The sequence below is a fragment of the Streptomyces gossypii genome (assembly GCF_025165795.1).
GTDB classification, from domain to species: Bacteria; Actinomycetota; Actinomycetes; order Streptomycetales; family Streptomycetaceae; genus Streptomyces; species Streptomyces gossypii.
In genome coordinates, this window is sequence record NZ_JAJAGO010000016.1 from 1 (window position 1) to 22,001 (window position 22,001).

The following is a 22,001-nucleotide window of genomic DNA, read 5'->3' on the forward strand; positions in this document are numbered from 1 at the left end:
CGACGTCACCGTCGAGGCGCACACCAGCGTGTTCACCGACCCCGCGATGCTGCCGCTGCTCACCAGGCTCGCCGAGCCGGCCTGCACGAGCGGCGCCGTCAGCCGTGACCAGGCCGACGAGTGGCTCACCGAGCAGCGCCGACGCGCCGAGGCCGACCGCTTCCTCCTCGCCATTCCGTTCTTCGTGGCCGCCGCCTCCGCCTAGACGAGCAGTCCGGCCACCCGCGGATGCCCCTGAGCATCGCCGGCCACGAGGCTGACCGAGACTCGTTGCCCGGGCGCACCACGAAGCGTCTACTGGTCAGAAGGGATCGGTGAACGACGTCGGCTTGCCGGTGGCGTGGGCGTATGCGATCTCCCTGCTCGTGGACTCGCCGATATACCCGCCTGGGTTGACGACCAGAACCCGGTCAGCCAGGTCGATCTTGCGCAGATGGAGGGCGTCCAGCGCGGTCTTCTGCTCGTTGGTGATCAACTCGTCTGCCTCGTGATCCTCGGCGCGCAGGAAGACGCCTGGCGCGACGACGATGACACCTGCGAAGGTCAGATCACGGTTCGCCGCGCTCATTTCGTCCACGAACCGGGTAGAGCCGCAGATGCAGACAATCTCAGGTCGGTCGGGCACGGCTCAGTCCTTCGGGTCGAACAGGAAACCGTCAGTGGCGCGTAGACATCGCAGACGGGCATACGAGCCAACAGTTTACGCAGCGAGATGGACACCACGCGGCTGCACCGTCGCAGGCGGGAGGCGTGGCCCGTGCTGGGAATGACGCTGCTCGACGCCGAGGTCTGGGGTGCACCCGGCTCACCAGCCTCCTTTAGCAACACGGCCTAGTTCAGAGAAGCTTGCGTCCGATGCTCGCTCCTCCGGCCCGACCGTCGCAGCGAGACCGGTTAACCGAGATTTGCGACAACCTGATCGATCGGATCGTCGAAGCGCGGCGCGAGAGCTGGCTCGGCAAGGTGGAATGCCTTGAAATCAGTCTGGCCGGCGCCGGGGGAAAGCTGCCCAACTCGAAGCCGTTCTCAAGCCGACGGTAGCGCGGTTCCGGGACCGGGTCCCGCACGTGTCGGCCTTGCGGCCGGAGTTGCTAGGGAAGCGGCGTCCAGCCCCAGGGGAGGCGTCCCCCAGTCCTCCCAGTCGAACAGGCAGAAGTGCGGGCTGGTCACGTTCGCCCAGTTCAGGTCCGCATGCGGGGAAAGTGGTGCTGATGGCCTCCGTGACGCGGCCCTGCGTGATGGTGACGGTGTCCGGCGTCGCGATACGGGTGGTGTGCTGCGCGGCCAGGCAGTCCAGCGAGGTGTTCAGCGTCGCCCACCACGTGTCCGAGAGGTCCGGGCGGACGGTCAGCGCTCCACCCGGCTTCACCGGGGCTGCGGGGAGGAGAGTCGTCTCATCGGCCCGCCACATCGCCCCGTCGGCCTCATCCAGCCAGGCCGCGCCTGCGGACCACTCGGGTTTGACGAGACGGGCCGGGAATCGAACGAGGCGCTGGAGTCGGAACCGGAGCCGGAGGGTGGCGACTCGGGCGCGGACATCCTCAAGTGCGTCGGCAGGCAGATCAAGGTGCTGCGGGAGCGGGCGCGGCTGAGCCGCATCGAATTGGGCGAACGGCTCGGCTACGGCCCGGACATGATCGCCTCGATCGAACAAGGGCAGCGCCCGCCGCAGCCGACCTTCCTGGACGACGCGGATGAGGTGCTGGACGCGTTCGGACTGCTGAGGGCGGCGAAGGACGAGGTCGCGAAGGCGAACTTTCCGACGTTTTTCCGCAACGTGGCGGGCGTGGAGACGCGAGCCGTGGAGTACCACGCGTTCGAAATCCAGGTCGTCAACGGACTCCTGCAGACCTGGCCTGGTTCAAGAGCAGCTACAGCAGCAGTGAGGGCGGCGCCTGCGTGGAGGTGGCCACCGACGCGGTCGCCGTTCACGTCCGGGACTCGAAGGACCCGCACGGTGCGCAGTTGACCTTTGCGTCGCCGGAGTGGGGCACGTTCATCGCAGCACTCTCACTCAAAAGCTGAGCTGCTCGTCCCCCGTGCGTCGCGCCTCAGTGCCGGATCAGGCCGCCGATCGGGACGGGAGCGACGTGGCCGGTTGCCGGAAGGGTCTGCGCCAGGGCGAGGCCGATGTCGACCAGTGATGAGCGGCGCAGGCCGGCGACGTCGGGGAGCGGTGTCCAGACTGACTCGGCGGTTTCGCCGTTCGGCTCAGGCCGGAGTTGGCCGCCGGTGATACGGACCTGGTAGAAGACGCCGACATTCTGGTGCTCGGGTAGACCGGGCAAGGGGCGGTCGGCCGCGGGAATCACCCTTGAGTCCACGCCCAGCAGGCGTTCGACCACCGCGTCGCAGCCAGTCTCCTCAGCGACCTCCCGAATCACCGCATCGATCGGATCCTCCGCATGCTCGACTCTGCCTCCCGGAAGAGTCCAGTTGGTCTCGCCCTTCGCTGGTACGTGACGGGCGAGCAGCACCCGCCCGCCCTTGATGCACACGGCGTACGCCGCCAGCCGGAAACTCATCCCCGCACCTCCCACTGAGTCCTCTCCCACATCCGAGATCCGCGCATCGCTCAGGGCTGACCTGCCCGATCACGAGACCGGTTCAGGGCCGAATATCGCCGTTTCCGTGTGTCTGGGCCCGGATAGACACCAGCAGAACAATCGCCTAAGTACAGAGTGTCAGCCCGCACATGAACGGCAGTACGGGGCAGGGGGCCGCCAGGGCCCCTCGTTCCCTCGACGCCATCGGGAGCGGCCGTTGTTGATACTTCTGGATCATGCGCTTCCGGCCGACGCCCTGTCTCTCGTGCGCGGTTCGGAGGTGTGCTACCGGCCCGCGCTGGCCCGGCGGCGACGGGAGGGGCGAGGCGGGCGGGGTGATGTGCTCGCCAGGCGGCGACCGGACGCGCTGCTCACGCGGAGCGTGCCCGATACGGCGGAGGCGGCGGCCTGGCGTGGCGCGGCGGGGCGCGAGGCCCCGCTGGTCGTGGTGGTGATCCCGTCAGGGTCGGAGGGCGGGCAGGCGCGCCCTGTTCCCGACCCGGCGGCGGGCCCACAGCTGATCGTGCGGCGTCTGCGGGAGCGGTCCCTGGCGGGCCGGGAGCCGCCCGCCGCGCTGTACGCCCGTGCCCTGGCGCTGGCGGAGCGCAGCTGGGTGACGGCGGTGACGGCACCGGAGCTGTCCGCCCGGATCACCTCCGGGCGGCACCGGCGCGGCTCAGTGGCGCTGGTGGGCGCCGGGGTGGTGAACCTCGTCACCGGACTGCGATTACTCCGAGCGGGCCACGAGGTGTCCGTCTACGACAGCGCGCCCGACCCCAGATCGGGTGCCCACTGGATGGCCTACGGAGCCAGCAGGGGCGGTGGCGACGGGCGGATGTTCACGCTCACCGAGACCGACGGCTACCACGGGAACGCGTTATCCGGTCCGGTCCCGTTTCTCCGTGAGCCCAAGGACAACGGCTGGTGCCTCGCCGTCCCGTCCGCCCTCCGCGAGGAGGAACGGGCCTGGGTCCGGGACAACGCGCGGATACCGCCGTGGCTCGCCCGCTCGTACACCGAAGACGTGCTGCTCTTCAATCAGGTCGCCAAGGAGTCGTGGGACGGACTCGCCCGCAGTGAGGCCGCGCTCTTCCACGACGTCGGGCTGCGCCACGGCATCCTCCGCCTCTACACGGATCCGGGAAAGCTCCGCGCCCACTTCGCCCGGCAGCGCCACCTCAGCGCCGCCCGCGCGGTGTTCTCCCCGGCCGAGGTGGCAGAGCGGTATCCGGCGCTCGGCGGGGCCTGTGCCTCCGGCCTGCTGGCCGGGGGCTTCGAGGTAACCGGATTTACCGTTCAGATACACCGCTTCCTGGCCCGGCTGATCGGCCTGCTGGAGGACGGCGGGGCCGCGTTCCACTGGGGGCAGCCGGTCGAGGCTCTGCGTGGCGGGCCGGGCGCGCCGCTGGAGGGGCTGTGCCGCGCGGGCGTGCCGGTGCACGCCGACAACTATGTGCTCTCGCCGGGCGTGTACGGCGGTGACCTGCTGCGCGGCACGGCCACGGACGGGCTCGTCCACGGTGTGGTGGGCACCTGGCTGACCCTTCCGAACGTGCGGCCCGCGCTCAGAAACTCCCTGAAGATCAGCAGAACAGGTCACCTGACGGAGGACGCCAACGTCACCGTGACGGCCGGACCGGGCGGCGAGTCCACGCTGGTCGTCGGGTCGGGCTACGGCTGGACGGGCGCGGACCCCACGCACATCGACCCGGCCCGGCTGGATGTCCTCCACCTGGCCGTCGAGGACACCGCGGCGACGTTCTTCCCGGAGGCGTTCGAGGAGGCGCGCCGGACGGATTTGCTGCGGCGGAGCCGGAGGCACTGCGTGCGCCCGTGGACGGCGTCGAGCCTCCCCGTCCTGGAGGTCGCGCCGAACGCGCACGGCGGGCTGGTCGTGGTGACCGGCGGTCACAACACCGGCGGATTCGCGCAGGCCCCCGTGGTCGCCCAGGCCGTCGCCGCCGCCCTGCACGGCGAGGCGCATCCGATGCACACCCGCTACCACCCGGACCGGCTCCGCGTTTTCTACCGGCAACGATGAGAAATCGCAACGATGAGAAACAATGAGAGACGAGAAAGGGCCGCTATGACGATGGAAGAGAACTGGCGAAAGCGCGGCAGCTCCTTCGGCCAAGGCGTCCAGCAGTACGAAAGGACGCGCCCCGGCTATCCGCCGGAGAGTTTCCGCTGGGTAGCGGGCGAGGAACCGCGCACGGTGCTCGATCTCGGTGCCGGCACGGGCATTCTCACCCGCGCGCTGCTGGCCGACGGCCACCGGGTGATCGCGGTCGAGCCGGACGAGGAGATGCGGGAGGCGCTCAGCGCGTCCGCGCCCTCGGCGACCGCGGTGGCCGGGAGCGCGGAGAACATCCCGCTCGAGGACGCGAGCGTCGACACGGTCGTCGTCAGCCACGCCTACCACTGGTTCGATCCCGGCCCCGCGCACGCGGAGATCGCCCGGGTGCTGCGCGCGGGCGGGGTCCTCGCCGCCCTGTGGAACCTCCGTGACGAGGAAGTTCCCTGGTCGGCGGAGCTGTCCCGGATCCTCGCCGACGAGGACACCGGAACGGACCCGGAGACCCCTGCGGCGATCATGCTGCACGGCACCCTGGCCGCGCTGCGCGCCAACGACCCCGAACGGCTCTCGGGATGGTTGCGGAATCCCACCTTCGGGCCTCGCTTCGGCCCGATCGAACGTGGTTTCTATGAACACGCGGACCGGAAAACCGTCGAGTCCCTCATCGAACTCATCAGCTCTCGCTCCTATTATCTGAACTGCTCGCCGCAGCGTCAGAAGGAACTCAGGGAGAAGATCCGGCAACTCGCCCTCACCCATCCCGATCTCGCCGGACGTGAGGAATTTGATCTACCGTATGTGACCGTCGTCTTCAAGGCGCAACTCCTTCCCTGAACAGCCCGGACGCCCTGACCACCAGACCGTCCGATCCGCGAAGACCGTCCAGTCCGGGCAACCCGCCCGGCCCACCGGCCCGCCCAGCACAGGAGCCACCGTGCTCGTTCCCGTCGCACCGTCCGTATACAGGTCGCCGGACGGCAAGGACATCCGCTGGGCGGGCTTCTTCACCGGCCACCGCGTCCTGGACGAAGGACGCGTGGCCGGTACCGCTCAGCAGCTTCTCGGGATGGACTGCGCCTCCGTCGCGGAGCACGCGAAAAGGGAACTGTCGCCCTACTACGCGGATTCCGCCGGGAAATTCCCCGCGCTGCTGCTGCACTCCGCCACCCCCACCCTGCGGTCACTCGACGGCGACCTTGCCTCCCTCGTGGCGGATCAGGTCCCGCACGACGTGGCGACCTATGTGGAGGCCCGCTCCGTCTTCCTCGGCGCGGCCGCGGATCTCGCCGTCGGCCGTACCGCGCCATGGGCCGAAGCGGTCGGTCACTGGAGGATCCCGGCCGTCGACGTGGGCGACGTGGAGCACTACTACCTCAGCCACGCCCTCCTCACCCTCGCCATCGACCACGAGCGGGGTGCCGACACGCCGCTGGGCCGGATCATCGGCTGGCTCCGTGACCGCCCCGAAGCGGTGATCCGGCTGTACGCGCTGGACCTGGAGATGCAGATCTTCCTGCTGTGGCTGCGCCGCAAGACCGGGCGGCACAGGCTCGTCACGGACGCGAACAGCCCCGCGGTCGCCACCCGGTGGAACCGCAAGGCCCATCTGCACCCCACCGTCGAGGCCGCCCGGACACTGGCCGAGGAGGGACTGTCCGCCGACGCGCTCCTCATCGCGGAGCAGCTGCTCAGCGAGGCACATCAACGCCTCGGCCTGCGGATCCCCGTACTCCCCGGCTACACGGTGCCGCGCGCGGGAGTGTCCCGCGAGGCCTTCGTGGCCGGGGTGCTCGACGCCGCCGAACTGCTCCGTACCCGCTACGGGCTGCGTGCGGCGGCGCTCAAGCCGAGTGAGGCGGGCGACGGTGCCCGGATCGTCGGCGACCTCGACCTCACCGATACCGCACGCCTCGCGGCGGAGGCCCGGGCGGCCCATCCGATGGGGGACGACTGCCTGCTGGAAGCCTGGGTCGACTTCCTCCCGGCGGAGCTCGACGGTGCGCGTCTGCCCGTCGTCCCCTCCGGGCAGTTCCGGTACGGGCTCGTCGCCGACGGCCTCACGCTCCAGACGCTGGACGGGTTCTCCTGGCGGGGCAACAGCTCCCTGGACGAGAGCGGCTGGGTCACCCTCGGCCTGCCGGGCGAGGCGTACCGGACGATCCGCGAGGCGCTCCACGCCATCCGGGCCGCGTTCGTCGGCCCGGAGAGCCTGCGGGACGGCAGCCATCAGGGGCTGGCGACCGGCGGCGTCGACTTCGCCGTCGGCAGCGTGGGCGGCCGGTTCGGCGACCGGCTGCTGGTCGGCGCGATGGACTTCAACCTCTCCTCGCACGGTTCCGAGTATCTGCGGACCTTCCAGGACCTCGCGCGGCGCGAGGGCGTCTCGGACCGCTACGCCGCCACGCGGGTCTTCCGGCCCGCCGCCACCCACACCCTCGCCCGGATGGAGGCCACCGCGGCCGCTCTGGCCCCGCCGGGCAGCATGATGCGGGCTGTGGCCTGCGTACCGGAACGCTGGGGAATGGTCGCCGCGACAGGTCCGGACCCGGGCACCGCGGCACACCGGACCGAGCAGCTTCTCGCGACCCTGCTCGAAGCGCACCACCCTCGGTGAACACCGCTCCGTGATATGCGAGTATCCCGGTCACGGGCGGCTCCGGTCACGGAGTCACCCCCGCTCGTACAGCAGGCCGTTCCGGGACCCGGGGCGGCCTCCGTGCTCCGAGACAGGAGGCGCCGATGGCGCAAGCGCAGACGCACGAGATCGATCCGTCCTTCCTCGAACTCCCCTTGCGCGCGCTCGCGGACGCCGCGCTCGCCCGAGCGCGGGCGCTGGGGGCGGGGCACGCGGACTTCCGGTTCGAGCGGGTCCGGGACGCCTCGTGGCGGCTGCGTGACGCGCGCCTCGCGGGATCCTCGGACAGCACCGACTCCGGTTACGCCGTACGGGTGGTGCACGGCGGGGCCTGGGGGTTCGCCTCCGGCGTGGATCTGACGATGGACGCGGCGGCCCGGGTGGCCACCCAGGCCGTGGAGATGGCGAAGCTGTCGGCCCGGGTGATCGAGGCGGCGGGCTCAGAGGAAAGGGTCGAGCTGGCCGACGAGCCGTCGCACGGGGAGCGGACCTGGGTATCCGCGTACGAGGTCAACCCGTTCGAGGTACCGGACGCCGAGAAGACCGGGCTGATGGCCGAGTGGAGCGAGCGGCTGCTGGGCGCCGACGGAGTCAGCCATGTCGACGCGACGCTGATGACCGTTCAGGAGAACAAGTTCTACGCCGACACGGCGGGGACGGTGACCACGCAGCAGCGGGTCAGGCTGCTGCCGCAGCTCACCGCCGTGGCGGTTGCGGAGTCCGGCGACTTCGACTCGATGCGCACGCTCGCGCCCCCGGCAGGGCGCGGCTGGGAGTACGCACGGGGCACCGGCTGGGACTGGGACGGCGAGCTGGCGCGGATGCCGGAGCTGCTCGCGGAGAAGATGCGCGCGCCCAGCGTCGAGCCGGGGGCGTACGACCTGGTGGTGGACCCGTCCAACCTCTGGCTGACCATTCACGAGTCGATCGGCCACGCCACCGAGCTGGACCGGGCGCTGGGCTATGAAGCGGCGTTCGCGGGCACCTCGTTCGCCACCTTCGACCAGCTCGGCACGTTGAAGTACGGCTCGCGGCTGATGAATGTGACCGGTGACCGCACCACCGAGCACGGCCTGTCGACGATCGGCTATGACGACGAGGGCGTGGCGGCACAGTCCTGGGACCTGGTGCGGGACGGCACGCTGGTGGGCTACCAGCTCGACCGGCGGATCGCCAGGCTGACGGGCCTGGGCCGCTCCAACGGCTGCGCGTTCGCGGATTCGCCGAGTCATGTCCCGGTCCAGCGGATGGCGAACGTGTCGCTGCAACCCGCACCGGACGGGCCGTCCACCGAGGAGCTGATCGCCGGAGTGCGGCGCGGGGTCTTCGTCATGGGTGACCGGTCGTGGTCCATCGACATGCAGCGGTTCAACTTCCAGTTCACCGGCCAGCGTTTCTACCGGATCGAGAACGGCAGGCTGGCCGGTCAGCTGCGCAACGTGGCCTACCAGGCGACCACCACGGACTTCTGGGGCTCGATGGAGGCGGTCGGCGGCCCGCAGACCTATGTGCTCGGCGGGGCGTTCAACTGCGGCAAGGCGCAGCCCGGACAGATCGCCGCCGTCTCGCACGGCTGCCCGTCCGCGCTCTTCCGCGGCGTCAACATCCTCAACACCACCCAGGAGGCCGGTCGATGAGCAAGCCGCACGAGATCGTGGAGCGGGCGCTGGAGCTGTCCCGGGCGGACGGCTGTGTCGTCATCGCGGACGAGCGGTCCTCGGCCAATCTGCGCTGGGCGGGCAACGCGCTCACCACGAACGGCGTGACGCGGGGCCGCGAGCTGACCGTCATCGCCACGGTCGACGGCGGACAGGGCACCGCCTCCGGTGTGGTTTCACGCTCCGCCGTGACGGCCGCCGAACTGGAGCCGCTGGTGCGGGCGGCGGAGGAGGCGGCCCGTGCCGCCGGACCAGCCGAGGACGCGCAGCCGCTGGTCGAGGGGGCACCCGCGTCCGCCGACTTCACCGACTCCCCCGACGAGACCTCCCCCGAGGTGTTCGCGGACTTCGCGCCCGCACTCGGCGAGTCGTTCGCACGGGCGCGGGCCGCAGAGCGCGAGCTGTACGGGTTCGCCAGCCACGAGACGGTCTCCAGCTATCTGGGCAGCTCGACCGGGCTGCGGCTGCGGCACGACCAGCCGACGGGCACGCTGGAGCTCAACGCCAAGTCCGCGGACCGTACGAGGTCGGCCTGGGCGGGCCGGTACACCCGCGACTTCACCGACGTCGATCCGGGCGCCCTCGATGCCGAGCTGGCCCTGCGGCTGAGCTGGGCCGAGCGGCGCGTCGAGCTGCCCGCCGGACGCTACGAGACGCTGCTGCCGCCCACCGCCGTCGCTGACCTGCTGATCTACCAGCTGTGGTCCTCCGGCGCGCGGGACGCCGCCGAGGGCCGCACCGTGTTCAGCAAGCCCGGCGGGGGCACCCGGGTCGGTGACACGCTCTCCCCGCTGCCGCTGACACTGCGCAGCGATCCGGCCGCACCCGGGCTGCAGGCGGCGCCGTTCGTGATGGCGCACACCTCGGGCGACGACGTGTCGGTCTTCGACAACGGGCTGCCTCTCGCGCCCACCGACTGGGTACGGGACGGCAGGCTGGAGCGGCTGCTCAGCACCCGGCACAGCGCCGGGCTGACCGGACTGCCGGTGGCGCCGCCGATCGACAACCTGCTGCTGGACGCGGGCGGCACCGCCTCGCTGGAGGAGATGGTCTCCCGCACCGAACGCGGGCTGCTGCTGACCTGCCTGTGGTACATCCGGGAGGTGGACCCGGCGACGCTGCTGCTGACGGGGCTGACCCGGGACGGGGTCTATCTGGTGGAGGACGGCGAGGTGAAGGGCGCGGTCAACAACTTCCGGTTCAACGAGTCGCCGGTCGACCTGCTGACACGCGCCACGGAGGCGGGGCGCAGCGACCGTACGCTGCCGCGCGAGTGGTCCGACTACTTCACCCGCGCCTCGATGCCGCCACTGCGGGTGCCGGACTTCAACATGAGTTCGGTCAGCCAGGGCGTGTGACCACCGGGCCCCCACGGTGAACGCGGCGGCGGGCCGCCCGCCGCCGCGCTGACGACGCTCCCCCTGGCGCGGGGGAGGTCGTTAGACTCGCTGTCGTCCCATCCGCAACCCGATCCCCAGGACGACAGACGTGACACGCCTCGGCGACTCCGTAACGCGCGCCAGCGAGCTGCTGGCCCAGGACCTCTCCATCGACAAGACCGTCGAGCAGTTGCTCACGGAGACCGGGTCGCGGCGTTCGCTGGATCTGAGCGATCTCTCGGCGACGGAGCAGGCCGCGCTGATCGCCGCCCGCGCGGTGGACGTGCTGCCGTCGGAGGAGAAGCTCGCCGAGACGATCGCGGCCAAGCGTGCCGAGGGCAAGGGGCTGCAGGTCAAGCTGGGCATCGACCCGACGGGGGCCGAGGTGCACCTCGGGCACGCGGTGCCCGTGATCATCCTCAGCCGCTTCCAGCGGATGGGGCACGAAGTCACCCTGATCATCGGCGACATCACCGCCAAGATCGGCGACCCGTCGGGCCGTACCGCCGAGCGCCCCGCGCTGACGGACGCGGACATCACCCGCAACCTCGCGGGCTACCGCGACCAGGTCAAGCCGTTCTTCGACTTCGAGAAGGTGCGCTTCCGGCACAACAGCGAGTGGCTGGCCGGGCTCACCTTTCCCCAGCTGATCGGCATCCTCTCCCAGGTGCCCGCCTCCCAGCTGCTGCAGCGCGACGACTTCCGCACCCGGCTGGCGGCCGGGTCGGGTCTGACCATGTCGGAGCTGATCTACCCGGTCGCGATGGCGGTGGACTCGGCGGAGATCGCGACGGACCTCGAGCTCGGCGGCATGGACCAGCTGCTCAACATGCAGATGGGCCGCAAGGTGATGGAGATCTACGGGCAGCGCCCGCAGCTGATCGCCACCAACGCGCTGATCGAGGGCACCGACGGGTCCGGCGCCAAGATGTCCAAGTCCAAGGACAACTACGTCGCGCTGAACGCGTCCGCCGAGGACGTCTTCGGCAAGATCATGTCGATTCCGGACCGGCTGATGGCCCCGTACCTGCGGGCCTGGACGGAGTGGACGGACGCCGAGATCGACTTGGCGCTCGCCCGTGTCGAGGCGAAGACGCTGCATCCGATGGACCTCAAGCGCGTTCTGGCGGGCGATGTGGTCACCGCACTGCACGGCATCGACGCGGCGATGGCGGCGCGGCATGGCTTCGCCGCGCAGTTCTCCCGCAAGTCCTTCGCGGAGGTCGGGACGCTGCCCTCGGTGGACCTCGCCGAGCACGGCAGCGAGGGCATCGCCGCCCTGCTCAGCAAGGTGCTCGAGTTCACTCCGAGCGCCTCGGCCGCCCGCCGGATCGCGAAGCAGAACGGGCTGCGGCTGATCGTCGAGACGGACGGCGGCCAGCGCGCGCTGGTGCTCGCGGAGGCCGACGCGTTGCGCCCGCTCGGCGAGGTGGTGCCGGAGAAGCTGGCCGAGGCGGACCTGAGCGGCGCGGTCTACCTCAAGGCCGGGCGCAAGATCGCGGAGGTCCGCGGGCTCTAGGGCCTGGCTCTGGCGCCCTTGTTCTTTCCTCTGAGGGTCGCCCAGAGCGGTGTGCCGAGAGCGACCACCAGGACGGCCCCGGCCAGCTGCAGCAGATGCCGGATCCAGTCGATTCCCTTCGTGTCGTCGACCCCGATACCGGAGGCGACGGCGTTCCCCAGAATGCTGCCGAGGATGCCGAAGATCACCGTCAGCCAGAGCGGAATAGCCTGTTTGCCCGGCAGTACGGCGCGGGCGAGCACGCCCAGCACCAGTCCCACCAGGATTGCCCACAACCAGCCCATGTTCTCGCCTCCGCGGATCGGCGGGCCCGCGTACGCACCCGTGCTTGTACCTGCGCACACCTGTCAGTGTCGTACGGACGGGGCAGGGGCGCACGGCGGAAAGCGGCGCCCCCGGACACCGGAAGGGGGGTGCCCGGGCGTACCGTGGAGACGTCCGGATGCTGAGGTGGCCCGCGCTCGATCAGGTGGTGGATACGATGCGCAAGCAGAAGAGTCCCGAGGTCTTCCGGATCACCGGAGCCCGGCAGGGGCTGGCGGACGACGTGCGCGGCAGGCAGCGGCGCTATGTGATCTCCATGCTGATCCGCACTCTCTCGGTGGTGCTGACCGTGGTCCTGTGGAACGTGCAGCGACCACTGGCCGTCGTGACACTGGCGCTGGGTGTGCTATTGCCGTACGTGGCCGTGGTCATCGCCAACGCGGGCCGGGAGAACTCCCCCAGGATGCCGTCCAGCTACCTGCCGGGGCCCTCGCGCCCGATGCTCGACGCGACGACGCCCCCTCGGGAGACCGAGCGTGACGAGCCCAACAAGACGCCGCATGAACGGCGTTGAGCTGCGGAAGCCCATGTGATCCGGAAAACCTCAGAGCAATAGTGCGGTTCCGGTGCACTGCGCATGCCCCCGCATGCCATACTTCTGGAGCGCTCCGCATCCCCCGTCGGAGCGACGGACCGACGCCGGGCGGCTCCCCCCGTGGCTGCCCGGCGTCGCCATGTGCGGGGCCCGGGTGTTGCAATAGGGCCGTGATCCCTGCCGAGAACCCCGAATCCCCCCTCTGCTCCGCCAAGGCCTGCCGCGCGCCCGCCGTATGGGTGCTTGCCTGGAACAATCCCAAGCTGCACACCCCTGAGCGGCGCAAGACGTGGCTCGCCTGCGACGAGCACCGCGAACACCTGTCGTCGTTCCTGAATATGCGCGGTTTCCTGAAGGACGTCGTGCTGCTGACGGACTGGGAGTCCGCCGGCGGGGAGTCCGCGGGCGGGGGCTCAGCCGCCGATGGCTGACATCGGGCGGTCGGGCTGGATGAACGACGGGTCATCGATTCCGGCGCCCGCCTTCTTCCCCCACATCGCCAGCTTCCACAGCTCGGCGATCTCCTCGTCCTCCGCGCCGCTTCGCAGGGCAGCGCGCAGATCCGTCTCCTCCCGGGCGAACAGGCAGGTGCGCACCTGACCGTCGGCGGTGAGCCGGGTGCGGTCGCAGGCGCTGCAGAACGGGCGGGTTACCGAGGCGATGACGCCGACCCGGTGCGGACCGCCGTCGACGATCCAGCGCTCCGCGGGTGCGGACCCGCGCACCTCCTCGCCCTCGGGCGTCAGCGTGAAGCGGGTGCGCAGTGAGGCCAGGATGTCGCCGGCGGTGACCATGCCCTCGCGGTGCCAGCCGTGCTGCGCGTCGAGCGGCATCTGCTCGATGAAGCGCAGTTCGTAGTCGTGCTCGACGGCCCAGGCGAGCAGATCGGGGGCCTCGTCGTCGTTGAGCTCCGGCATCAGCACGGCGTTGACCTTGACAGGAGTCAGCCCCGCCGCGCGGCCTGCCGCCAGCCCGCGCAGCACGTCCGCGTGCCGCTTGCGGCGGGTCATCCGCTGGAAGACCTCGGGGCGGAGGGTGTCGAGCGAGACGTTGACCCTGTCGAGCCCCGCCGCGTGCAGCGCCTCGGCCGTACGCTCCAGGCCGATGCCGTTGGTGGTGAGCGACATCCGCGGACGCGGGTCGAGCTCGGCGCAGCGCTCGATGATGCCCACCAGGCCGGGGCGGAGCAGCGGCTCACCGCCGGTGAAGCGGACCTCCTCGATGCCCAGCCGGGTCACGGCGAGGCCGATCAGGCGGACGATCTCGTCATCGCTGAGCAGATCCGGTTTGGCCAGCCACTGGAGCCCTTCTTCGGGCATGCAGTAGGTACAGCGCAGATTGCAGCGGTCTGTCAGCGATACGCGCAGGTCAGTGGCTTTCCTGCCGTATGTGTCGAGCAGCATCTGGTGGCCCTCCCACGGTTGCTACGTGCTCCGCAGCGTACGTGACGCCTGTGACATTCAACAGTTCGTTGAATGCCACAGGCGTCAACCGTCCGTACGCGGGTGCCCAGCCGGGGTCGGGCGACCGGTCAGTGCGCGCCCGTACCCGTCAGGGACCGCACCTCCAGTTCGGCGAACTTCTTGCCGTCCTTGTCCTCGTCCTTGCTGAGGATCGATCCCAGCCAGCCGAGCAGGAAGCCGAGCGGGATGGAGATCAGCCCGGGGTTGCTGAGCGGGAACCACTGGAAGTCGACACCCGAGAACATCGCGTTCGGGCTGCCGGAGACGACCGGCGAGAAGAACACCAGGAAGACGGACGAGAAGAGCCCGCCGTAGATCGACCAGAGGGAGCCCTGGGTGTTGAACCTCTTCCAGAAGAGGCTGTAGAGGAGCGTCGGCAGGTTCGCCGAGGCGGCGACCGCGAAGGCGAGCGCCACCAGGAAGGCGACGTTGAGCTTGCCCGCGAAGATGCCGAGCACGATGGCGACGGCACCGATGGCGACCGCCGCCAACCGGGCCGCGGCGACCTCCTCCTTCTCCTTCGCCTGGCCCTTGCGGATGACGTTCGCGTAGATGTCGTGCGCGAACGAGGAGGACGAGGCGAGGGTAAGACCCGCGACCACCGCCAGGATCGTGGCGAAGGCGACCGCGGAGATCAGGGCGAGCAAGGTCGCACCACCCGCCGAGTCGGCGCCGCCGCCGATCTCCTGGGCCAGCAGTGGCGCGGCGGTGTTGCCCGCCGCGTCGGAGTCGGTGATCTCCTTGTTGGAGAGCAGCGCCGCCGCGCCGAAGCCGAGCGCGATGGTCATCAGATAGAAGACGCCGATGATGCCGATCGCCCAGTTGACCGACTTACGGGCGACCTTGGCCGAGGGCACCGTGTAGAAGCGGATCAGGATGTGCGGCAGCCCGGCGGTGCCGAGGACCAGGGCCAGGCCCAGCGAGATGAAGTCGATCTTCGAGGTGGTGCTGACGCCGTACTTCAACCCCGGCTCGAGGAAGGACGCCCCCTTGCCGCTGTTCTCCGCCGCGGCACCGAGCAGGGTGGAGATGTTCCAGTTGAACTTGTGCAGCACCAGGACGGTGATGAGCAGGGTGCCGACGATGAGCAGGCACGCCTTTATCATCTGCACCCAGGTGGTGCCCTTCATCCCGCCGATCGTGACGTAGAGGATCATCACGACGCCGACCAGCACCACGATGAGGTTCTTGCCCACGTCGCCGGTGACGCCGAGCAGCAGGGCGACAAGGGCGCCGGCGCCGACCATCTGGGCGAGCAGGTAGAAGATCGACACCACGATGGTGGACGTCCCGGCCGCCGTACGCACCGGGCGCTGGCGCATCCGGTAGGCGAGCACGTCGCCCATGGTGAAGCGGCCGGAGTTGCGCAGCGGTTCGGCGACCAGCAGCAGGGCGATCAGCCAGGCGACGAGGAACCCGATGGAGTAGAGGAAGCCGTCATAACCGGAGAGGGCGATAAGACCGGCGATCCCCAGGAAGGACGCCGCGGACATGTAGTCGCCGGAGATGGCGAGGCCGTTCTGGAAGCCGGTGAACGAGCGGCCGCCGGCGTAGAAGTCGGTGGCGTCCTTCGTACGCCGCCCGGCCCATACGGTGACGCCGAGCGTGGCGGCGACGAAGACCGAGAAGAGAGTGATGATCAGAGTGCGGTGCTCGCCTGCACCCTCCGCAGACAGCTGTACGAGCGAGTTCACGCGCCGCCCTCCAGACGCTTCTTGATGGCCTCGGCCCGGTCATCGAGCTTGGCCTCGGCATGACGGGAATACCACCAGGCAATGACAAAAGTGGTCACGAACTGGGCGATACCGAATACGAAGGCGATGTTGAGATTGCCGAGCACCTTGGTGCCCATGAAATCGCCTGCATAGTTGGACAACAGGACATAGAGGAAATACCAGATGATGAAGGCGACGGTGACGGGAAAAGCGAACGAGCGCTGCGCTCGGCGCAGTTCACCGAACTCGGCGCTTTGCTGAACCTCGAGGAAATCGGGGCGTTCCGACGGGGGATCGGAACTCGCTCCCTGCGGCAGGGTGACCACGGAGACTCCAGACAGAACGAGAGGGGACGAGCGGTGTGTCCTGGGTCACTTTTGGCCACACCGTCCGCGCATCGTAGAGGGACGAAGGTCCACGCAACCAGAGGGCGGCGGTCGAAAATCTGTAGCCACACCCGGTCGCGGCGATCTTTCCTGGCTGGTCCATTGCTGACCCGTACACATCAGCGATAACTTCCGGTCACCTGCAGGCACGAGCAAAGGACATGGAGACCCCATGGATTCGAAGCCCTTCAGACGACGGCGCGCCCTGGCGCTGCCGCTCGGGCTGGCCCTGACCGCCTCCCTCTTCGCGTTCCCGGGCGCGAGCACGGCGCTCGCCCAGGCGCCGTCCACCACGAAGTCCGGCGAGAAGCTCAGTTACGTCGTCAACACCGACACGGACGACGAGACGATCGAGCGGGTGCGGCGGGAGATCTCCGCGGCTGACGGAACCGTCATCTCGGCCCACGAGAAGATCGGCGTCCTCGTCGCGCACTCCCAGAACCCGGAGTTCGGCGCGACGATGCGCGCGGTCGAGGGGGTCGACTCGGCCGGGGCGACTCGTACCGCCCCGCTCACCGCCGCCTCCAGCACCGACGTCGGCAAGCCCGAATACCTCAAGAACCCCAAGGCCGTGGCCGAGAAGCTGGCCCGGAGCAAGGGCGCCGACGCGCTTCGCGGCGGGGGCGCGCGGACGGAGCCGCTGGAGTCCCTCCAGTGGAACATCCCGGCCATCAAGGCCGACAAGGCGCACAAAGTCAGCGAGGGCAGCAAGAAGGTAACCGTCGCCGTCATCGACACCGGCGTGGACGACACCCATCCGGATCTGAAGCCGAACTTCTCCGAGCGGCAGTCCGCGAGCTGCGTCGGCGGTACGGCGGACACCTCCCCGGGCGCCTGGCGCCCGTACGCCGAGGGCGGCAGCTACCACGGCACCCATGTCGCGGGCACCATCGCCGCACCGCGCAACGGAGTGGGCGTCACGGGCGTCGCACCCGGCGTGCAGGTCTCCTCGATCAAGGTTTCCGAGCAGCACAGCAGCCTCTTCTACGCCGAGGCCGTCGTCTGCGCCTTCACCTTCGCCGCCGAGCACGGTGTCGAAATCACCAACAACAGCTACTACGTCGACCCGTGGCTGTTCAACTGCCCCGACCAGGCAGACCAGGCCGCCATCGCGGACGCCGTCGGCCGTGCCGCGAAGTACGCCGAGCGCAAGGGCGTCCTCAACGTGTCCTCGGCGGGCAACTCCAGCCATGACCTCGCCGCCGACGAGATCACCGACGACACCAGTCCGAACGACACCACGCCGGTCACCCGCACCGTCGACCCGGCCGAGTGCGTGGACCTGCCCACTCAGCTCCCCGGCTCGGTAACCGTCTCGGCGACCGGCGCCCAGCCGCTGAAGTCGTACTACTCCAACTACGGCGAGGGCGTCATCGACGTCGCGGCGCCGGGCGGCGACAAGTACCAGATCCCCGGCGGTGACGCCAAGGACGGCAGGATCCTCTCCACCATGCCGGACGGCGAGTACGCCTTCCTCCAGGGCACCTCGATGGCCGGTCCGCATGTCGCGGGCGTGGCCGCGCTGATCAAGAGCGAGCACCGGCGGTCCACGCCGCAGGAGCTTCAGTGGCGGATGAAGGCCTGGGCGGACAACCCGGGCTGCCCGACGGAGCCGTACGACCCGGAAGGGGACGGCGAGGTCAACGCGGAGTGCGCGGGCCACCAGAAGGTGAACAGTTTCTACGGTTACGGCATCGTCGACGCCCTGGACGCCGTACGGAAGTAGCCACGCAGAAGTAACCGCACAGGCGTCACGCTCAGCAGTGATCCTCAGCGGGGGGCCGGGTCCGGACGGGCCCGGCCCTCCGCTGTCAGCCCGCCGCCCGGGGCCGCCGAGGGCGCTTCACAAGAGGTGGACGGCGGCTGCCACCCCGGGCCGCGCACGACCCGCCCCACCCGCTCGGACCAGCTGCGAGCGGCCCGCACATCGCGCCCTATCGCCGCGTACTCATGCGTCGCCACCCGGAGCGGGTTGAAGGTCTCGATGTTCTTGGTGAGGCCGAACACACAGCTCTCGGTCTCGGGTACGAACGAGCCGAAGAGCCGGTCCCAGAGGATCAGGATGCCGCCGAAGTTCCGGTCGAGGTAGCCGCCCTGGGAGGCATGGTGCACCCGATGGTGTGACGGCGTGTTGAAGACGAACTCGATCGCGCGCGGCAGCCTGCCGATCCGCTCCGTGTGGATCCAGAACTGGTAGACGAGGTTGACGGCGGAGAGGAACGCGAGCGCCGCCGGATGCACGCCGAGCACGATCAGCGGGAGATAGAAGGGCCAGACCGTCCAGGTCGTCCAGGGCTGGCGCAGCGCCGTGGTGAGATTGAACTTCCGGCTGGAATGGTGCACCACATGACAGGCCCACAGAATCCGGATCACATGGTGTCCCCGGTGCGACCAGTAGTAGCAGAAGTCCTGGCCGAGCAGCATCAGCGGCAGCGTCCACCACAGCACCGGAATGTGCAGGGGCGTCAGTTCGTACACCCCCGCGTAGACCGCGACGATCGGGATCTTCCAGAGGGCGTCGAAGGCGAGGCTGCCCAGCCCCATGGTGACGCTGGTGGCCGCGTCCCTGGTGTCGTAACCGGCCGCGTCCTCGTCCGGACGCAGGCGGTAGCTCACCATCTCGAGGACGCTGAGCAGCACGAAGGCGGGAACCGACCAGAGGAGGACGTCGGGCAGGTGAGACAACATGTCAGCAAAGTAAATGCCCTCGCGGCCCATGACTAGGGGTGGTTACCGAGAAGTAAGAAGAAGTCTCCGCACACCGCCGCAGGCGCCGCGCCGCCCGACGAGCCGTCACCCCGTCATCTCGTCGCCCCGCCCGCACCCTTCGGGCCCGCGTGGGGCCGGACGGGTGTCATGCACTGTCAGTGCCGGGCCGTATCCTCTGGGACCATGCTCGAAGACCAGACGGCACGTCCGGATGAGAGCGCGGGGGCGGCACACATCCCCGCGCAGTCCACCACCGGCCCCAACGACGCCGCCGGGTCCCCCGGTCCCCGATGGCCGTCGGGGTATCCGGACGGCTACGCGGTGGTGGACGTCGAGACCACCGGCCTCGCGCGCGACGACCGGATAGTCTCCGCTGCCGTCTACCGTCTCGACTCCCGTGGCAACGTCGAGGATCACTGGTACACCACGGTGAACCCGCAGCGCGACCCGGGCCCCACCTGGATCCACGGGCTCACCTCGAAAGTGCTCGCCGACGCCCCGCTCTTCGACGAGATCGCCGACGACTTCGCGCAACGGCTCGCGGGCCGGGTGCTGGTGGCGCACAACGCCATCTTCGACTGGTCGATGATCGCGCGGGAGTACGCACGGGCGCAGCGCACCGCACCCGTCCGCCAGCGGCTGTGCACCATCGCCCTCTCCAAGGAGCTGGCCCTGCCGCTGCCCAACCACAAGCTGGAATCGCTGGCCGCGCACTACGGCGTCGTGCAGCAGCAGGCGCACCACGCGCTCGACGACGCCCGGGTGCTGGCGGAGTCCTTCCGGCCGAGCCTGCACCTGGCCGCCGAGAGCGATGTGCAGCTTCCCCTGCTCGCCTGCCAGCCGCTCACGGAGTGGTCGGAGCCCCTCAGCACCGGCGGCTCCGCGGGCTCCGCCGCGCGCTCCGGCCCTCGGGCGTTCGGCACCTGGCGCCAGTCCCGTAAGCGGCCCGCCTGCCCGCACCCGAATCCGGGGCGGTACGAGCCGGGCGGGCCCCTCGTCCAGGGCATGCGGGTGGCGATCTCCGGCGACACCTCGGTGGAGCGCGAGCTGCTGGAGGACCGCGCCGCCGAGGCCGGGCTGCACATCGCGACGAGTGTGTCCCGGCTCACCAGCGTGGTGGTGACCAACGATCCGGACGCCATCACCTCCAAGGTCGCCAAGGCACACTCCTTCGGCACTCCGGTGATCGACGAGGCCGCCTTCAGTCAGCTCCTCCGGGATGTGGCCCCCGCGCCCGAGGTCTGACGGGCCTCGCGATACCGTCGATGACCGTGTACCGGTTCCTGTTGTCCCGGCAGTGGGTGTGTCTCACCCTGCTCGCCCTCGCGCTCATCCCCGCGACGGTCGAGCTGGGTTTCTGGCAGTTCCACCGCCACGAGGCGCGGGTGGCCCACAACAACCTGATCGCCGACAGTCTCGCCGCCCCCGCCGTACCGGTCACCGAGCTGACCGGAGTCGGCCGCCAGCCCGCCGACAGCGTGCGTTTCCGTACGGTCACGGCGACCGGCAGCTACGACACGGAGCACGAGGTCGTGGTCCGGCAGCGTACGGCCGCCGACGAGAACTCGATCGGCTACTTCGTGCTCACCCCGCTCGTCCTGAAGGACGGCGGCGGTCAGGAGGGCAGCACGGTCCTGGTCAACCGCGGCTGGATCGAGGCGGGCGGGGACCTGACGAAGTTCCCCGAGGTGCCCGCCGCCCCCGAAGGGCAGATCACGGTCACCGGCCGGATGATGGCCGACGAGACCACCGCGGACAGCGGCATCAAGGACAAGCCCGGCCTGCCGCCCCGTCAGGTGATGCTCATCAACAGCGAGCAGCAGTCCGAGGTTCTGGACAAGCCGGTCCTCGGCGGCTACATCCAGCTGACGGAGTTCACGCCGAAAGCGGCGGGCAAGCAGCCGCAGCCCGTGCCCGAACCGGACCACGACAGCATCGGCGCGCACATGGCGTACGCCGTGCAGTGGTGGCTCTTCACGGCGTGCGCGCCCACCGGATGGGTGATTCTCGTCCGCCGCGAGCGCCGCGACCGCGCGGCGGCGGCGAAGGCCGGGACCGCTGCCGAATCCGCGGACGGGACCGAGACCGCGCGAACGGCCGCAGGTGCGGAAGGCGCCGAGGACCGGAACCACGGCCAGGACGCGGAGACAGACGCGGAGACACCGGCAGTCGGCCAAGGCGCGCTGGGGAAGTAGCACCCTCGCGCCCGCGAGTGCGCGGCCTACGCCCCCGCGAGGGTGCGCCCGGAGTCCACCCGGCAGACTGGCCCCCATGAATCTTGGGCTGAAGGACCGCGTCTACGTCATCACCGGTGCCACCCGCGGGCTGGGCTTCGCCACCGCCGAGCAGTTGGTCGCCGACGGAGCCAAGGTGGTGCTCACCGGCCGGACGGAGGACGCCGCGCAGCAGGCGGCCTCCCGGCTCGGCGCGAACGCGGCGGGCGTCGCCGCCGACAACGCCGACCCGGCCGCCCCCGCACGGCTCGTCGGGACGGCCCGTGACCGCTTCGGACGGTTCGACGGCATCCTGATCAGTGTCGGCGGCCCGCCTGCCGGGCCGAGCGAGTCGATCACCGACGAGCAGTGGCAGGCCGCCTTCGAGTCGGTCTTCCTGGGCGCGGTACGCCTCGCCCGTACGGCCGTGGGCGCGCTCGGCGAGGGCGGCGTGATCGGCTTCGTCCTCTCCGCCTCGGTACACGAGCCGATCCCCGGCCTGACCGTCTCCAACGGGCTGCGTCCGGGGCTGGCGGGCTTCGCCAAGACACTTGCCGGTGAAGCCGGTCCGCGCGGAATCCGGGTACTGGGACTGCTGCCCGCCCGTATCGACACCGACCGGGTGCGGGAACTGGACGCGCTCTCCGGCGATGTGGAGGCGGCGCGTGCGCGCAACGCGGCCGCCATCCCGCTGCGCCGCTACGGGACACCGGAGGAGTTCGGCCGTACGGCGGCGTTCCTGCTCTCGCCCGCCGCGTCCTATCTCACCGGGGTGATGGTTCCCGTCGACGGCGGCGCGGGGCACGGCTTCTGACGCCACGCCACGCCACGCCGACTGGTCC

General features: G+C 69.9%; 20 protein-coding genes and 2 pseudogenes. 15 read left to right on the forward strand and 7 right to left on the reverse strand.

Translation table 11 applies throughout. The features are described 5' to 3' along the window. Positions 1–205: pseudogene (locus tag LHJ74_RS28285) on the forward strand (hypothetical protein); the annotation flags it as partial. Positions 206–301: 96 nt separating this feature from the next. Here the strand turns inward: LHJ74_RS28285 and LHJ74_RS28290 are convergent. Next, entirely contained in the window at positions 302–625 is a 324-nt protein-coding gene (locus LHJ74_RS28290) for a hypothetical protein (RefSeq protein ID WP_260221056.1), read from the reverse strand. Positions 626–1,273: 648 nt separating this feature from the next. Here LHJ74_RS28290 and LHJ74_RS34535 point away from each other — a divergent pair. Both LHJ74_RS34535 and LHJ74_RS28305 read left to right on the forward strand, forming a co-directional pair. Continuing rightward, positions 1,274–1,714 (forward strand): annotated as a pseudogene (locus tag LHJ74_RS34535) (helix-turn-helix domain-containing protein); the annotation flags it as partial. A gap of 191 nt (positions 1,715–1,905) precedes the next feature. Then, entirely contained in the window at positions 1,906–2,025 is a 120-nt protein-coding gene (locus LHJ74_RS28305) for a DUF397 domain-containing protein (protein WP_375546855.1), read from the forward strand. Between the two features lie 26 nt (positions 2,026–2,051). Here the strand turns inward: LHJ74_RS28305 and LHJ74_RS28310 are convergent, their stop codons facing one another. Beyond that, positions 2,052–2,525 carry an NUDIX hydrolase gene (locus tag LHJ74_RS28310; RefSeq protein ID WP_260221057.1) on the reverse strand — a complete coding sequence of 158 codons (474 nt, stop codon included), beginning with the start codon at positions 2,523–2,525 and terminating at the stop codon, positions 2,052–2,054. A gap of 238 nt (positions 2,526–2,763) precedes the next feature. Here LHJ74_RS28310 and LHJ74_RS28315 point away from each other — a divergent pair, with 238 nt between their 5' ends. From LHJ74_RS28315 to tyrS, 6 genes are all read left to right on the forward strand, one after another. Beyond that, positions 2,764–4,587 (forward strand): NAD(P)/FAD-dependent oxidoreductase, encoded by a 1,824-nt coding sequence (locus LHJ74_RS28315; protein ID WP_260221058.1) that lies wholly within the window; start codon positions 2,764–2,766, stop codon positions 4,585–4,587. Between the two features lie 45 nt (positions 4,588–4,632). Further along, positions 4,633–5,457, forward strand: a complete 825-nt coding sequence (locus LHJ74_RS28320) for a class I SAM-dependent methyltransferase (protein ID WP_260221059.1) — start codon at positions 4,633–4,635, stop codon at positions 5,455–5,457. A gap of 100 nt (positions 5,458–5,557) precedes the next feature. Beyond that, positions 5,558–7,237: a hypothetical protein gene (locus LHJ74_RS28325; protein WP_260221060.1), complete on the forward strand. Its 1,680-nt coding sequence runs from the start codon at positions 5,558–5,560 to the stop codon at positions 7,235–7,237. A 125-nt stretch (positions 7,238–7,362) separates the two neighbouring features. Continuing rightward, on the forward strand, positions 7,363–8,895 hold the full coding sequence (locus LHJ74_RS28330; protein WP_260221061.1) for a TldD/PmbA family protein: 1,533 nt from the start codon (positions 7,363–7,365) through the stop codon (positions 8,893–8,895). Continuing rightward, positions 8,892–10,274, forward strand: coding sequence for a metallopeptidase TldD-related protein (locus tag LHJ74_RS28335; RefSeq protein ID WP_260221062.1), 1,383 nt, complete (start codon positions 8,892–8,894; stop codon positions 10,272–10,274). Before LHJ74_RS28330 ends, LHJ74_RS28335 begins: the two co-directional genes overlap by 4 nt. A 130-nt stretch (positions 10,275–10,404) precedes the next feature. Then, positions 10,405–11,814, forward strand: coding sequence for a tyrosine--tRNA ligase (gene tyrS, locus LHJ74_RS28340; protein ID WP_260221063.1), 1,410 nt, complete (start codon positions 10,405–10,407; stop codon positions 11,812–11,814). Here the strand turns inward: tyrS and LHJ74_RS28345 are convergent. Next, positions 11,811–12,098, reverse strand: coding sequence for a GlsB/YeaQ/YmgE family stress response membrane protein (locus tag LHJ74_RS28345; protein WP_260221195.1), 288 nt, complete (start codon positions 12,096–12,098; stop codon positions 11,811–11,813). The genes tyrS and LHJ74_RS28345 overlap by 4 nt on opposite strands. Positions 12,099–12,295: 197 nt before the next feature. Here LHJ74_RS28345 and LHJ74_RS28350 point away from each other — a divergent pair, with 197 nt between their 5' ends. Together LHJ74_RS28350 and LHJ74_RS28355 are read left to right on the forward strand one after the other, a co-directional pair. Beyond that, positions 12,296–12,652: a DUF3099 domain-containing protein gene (locus LHJ74_RS28350; protein WP_260221064.1), complete on the forward strand. Its 357-nt coding sequence runs from the start codon at positions 12,296–12,298 to the stop codon at positions 12,650–12,652. A 191-nt stretch (positions 12,653–12,843) separates the two neighbouring features. Further along, positions 12,844–13,104: a hypothetical protein gene (locus tag LHJ74_RS28355; protein ID WP_260221065.1), complete on the forward strand. Its 261-nt coding sequence runs from the start codon at positions 12,844–12,846 to the stop codon at positions 13,102–13,104. Here the strand turns inward: LHJ74_RS28355 and moaA are convergent. The 3 genes from moaA to LHJ74_RS28370 all read right to left on the reverse strand — a co-directional run bounded on the left by moaA (position 13,087) and on the right by LHJ74_RS28370 (position 16,168). Beyond that, positions 13,087–14,076, reverse strand: a complete 990-nt coding sequence (moaA, locus tag LHJ74_RS28360) for a GTP 3',8-cyclase MoaA (RefSeq protein ID WP_260221066.1) — start codon at positions 14,074–14,076, stop codon at positions 13,087–13,089. The two genes, LHJ74_RS28355 and moaA, sit on opposite strands and share 18 nt — an antisense overlap. A gap of 128 nt (positions 14,077–14,204) precedes the next feature. After that, positions 14,205–15,830 (reverse strand): monocarboxylic acid transporter, encoded by a 1,626-nt coding sequence (locus LHJ74_RS28365; protein WP_260221067.1) that lies wholly within the window; start codon positions 15,828–15,830, stop codon positions 14,205–14,207. Continuing rightward, positions 15,827–16,168, reverse strand: a complete 342-nt coding sequence (locus LHJ74_RS28370; protein WP_260221196.1) for a DUF485 domain-containing protein — start codon at positions 16,166–16,168, stop codon at positions 15,827–15,829. The genes LHJ74_RS28365 and LHJ74_RS28370 overlap by 4 nt, the downstream gene beginning before the upstream one ends. A 241-nt stretch (positions 16,169–16,409) precedes the next feature. Between LHJ74_RS28370 and LHJ74_RS28375 the strand changes: the two genes are divergently transcribed. Continuing rightward, positions 16,410–17,963, forward strand: a complete 1,554-nt coding sequence (locus tag LHJ74_RS28375) for a S8 family peptidase (RefSeq protein ID WP_260221068.1) — start codon at positions 16,410–16,412, stop codon at positions 17,961–17,963. 44 nt (positions 17,964–18,007) lie between these two features. Here the strand turns inward: LHJ74_RS28375 and LHJ74_RS28380 are convergent, their stop codons facing one another. Continuing rightward, positions 18,008–18,925, reverse strand: coding sequence for a sterol desaturase family protein (locus tag LHJ74_RS28380; protein ID WP_260221069.1), 918 nt, complete (start codon positions 18,923–18,925; stop codon positions 18,008–18,010). Positions 18,926–19,129: 204 nt separating this feature from the next. On the opposite strand from LHJ74_RS28380, the gene LHJ74_RS28385 reads away from it, so the two are divergent. The 3 genes from LHJ74_RS28385 to LHJ74_RS28395 all read left to right on the forward strand — a co-directional run bounded on the left by LHJ74_RS28385 (position 19,130) and on the right by LHJ74_RS28395 (position 21,973). Continuing rightward, positions 19,130–20,191 (forward strand): DEDDh family exonuclease, encoded by a 1,062-nt coding sequence (locus tag LHJ74_RS28385; protein ID WP_260221070.1) that lies wholly within the window; start codon positions 19,130–19,132, stop codon positions 20,189–20,191. A 26-nt stretch (positions 20,192–20,217) separates the two neighbouring features. After that, entirely contained in the window at positions 20,218–21,141 is a 924-nt protein-coding gene (locus tag LHJ74_RS28390; protein ID WP_260221197.1) for an SURF1 family cytochrome oxidase biogenesis protein, read from the forward strand. A 76-nt stretch (positions 21,142–21,217) separates the two neighbouring features. After that, on the forward strand, positions 21,218–21,973 hold the full coding sequence (locus LHJ74_RS28395; protein WP_260221071.1) for an SDR family oxidoreductase: 756 nt from the start codon (positions 21,218–21,220) through the stop codon (positions 21,971–21,973). The last annotated feature ends 28 nt before the right edge of the window (positions 21,974–22,001 follow it).

Coding starts and splice junctions, on each gene's coding strand:
- LHJ74_RS28310 (WP_260221057.1), bottom strand. CDS start 2,525: ATGAGTTTCCGGCTGGCGGCGTACGCCGTGTGCATCAAGGGCGGGCGG.
- LHJ74_RS28320 (WP_260221059.1), top strand. CDS start 4,633: ATGACGATGGAAGAGAACTGGCGAAAGCGCGGCAGCTCCTTCGGCCAA.
- LHJ74_RS28330 (WP_260221061.1), top strand. CDS start 7,363: ATGGCGCAAGCGCAGACGCACGAGATCGATCCGTCCTTCCTCGAACTC.
- LHJ74_RS28335 (WP_260221062.1), top strand. CDS start 8,892: ATGAGCAAGCCGCACGAGATCGTGGAGCGGGCGCTGGAGCTGTCCCGG.
- LHJ74_RS28345 (WP_260221195.1), bottom strand. CDS start 12,098: ATGGGCTGGTTGTGGGCAATCCTGGTGGGACTGGTGCTGGGCGTGCTC.
- LHJ74_RS28350 (WP_260221064.1), top strand. CDS start 12,296: ATGCGCAAGCAGAAGAGTCCCGAGGTCTTCCGGATCACCGGAGCCCGG.
- moaA (WP_260221066.1), bottom strand. CDS start 14,076: ATGCTGCTCGACACATACGGCAGGAAAGCCACTGACCTGCGCGTATCG.
- LHJ74_RS28375 (WP_260221068.1), top strand. CDS start 16,410: ATGGATTCGAAGCCCTTCAGACGACGGCGCGCCCTGGCGCTGCCGCTC.
- LHJ74_RS28380 (WP_260221069.1), bottom strand. CDS start 18,925: ATGTTGTCTCACCTGCCCGACGTCCTCCTCTGGTCGGTTCCCGCCTTC.
- LHJ74_RS28385 (WP_260221070.1), top strand. CDS start 19,130: ATGCTCGAAGACCAGACGGCACGTCCGGATGAGAGCGCGGGGGCGGCA.
- LHJ74_RS28395 (WP_260221071.1), top strand. CDS start 21,218: ATGAATCTTGGGCTGAAGGACCGCGTCTACGTCATCACCGGTGCCACC.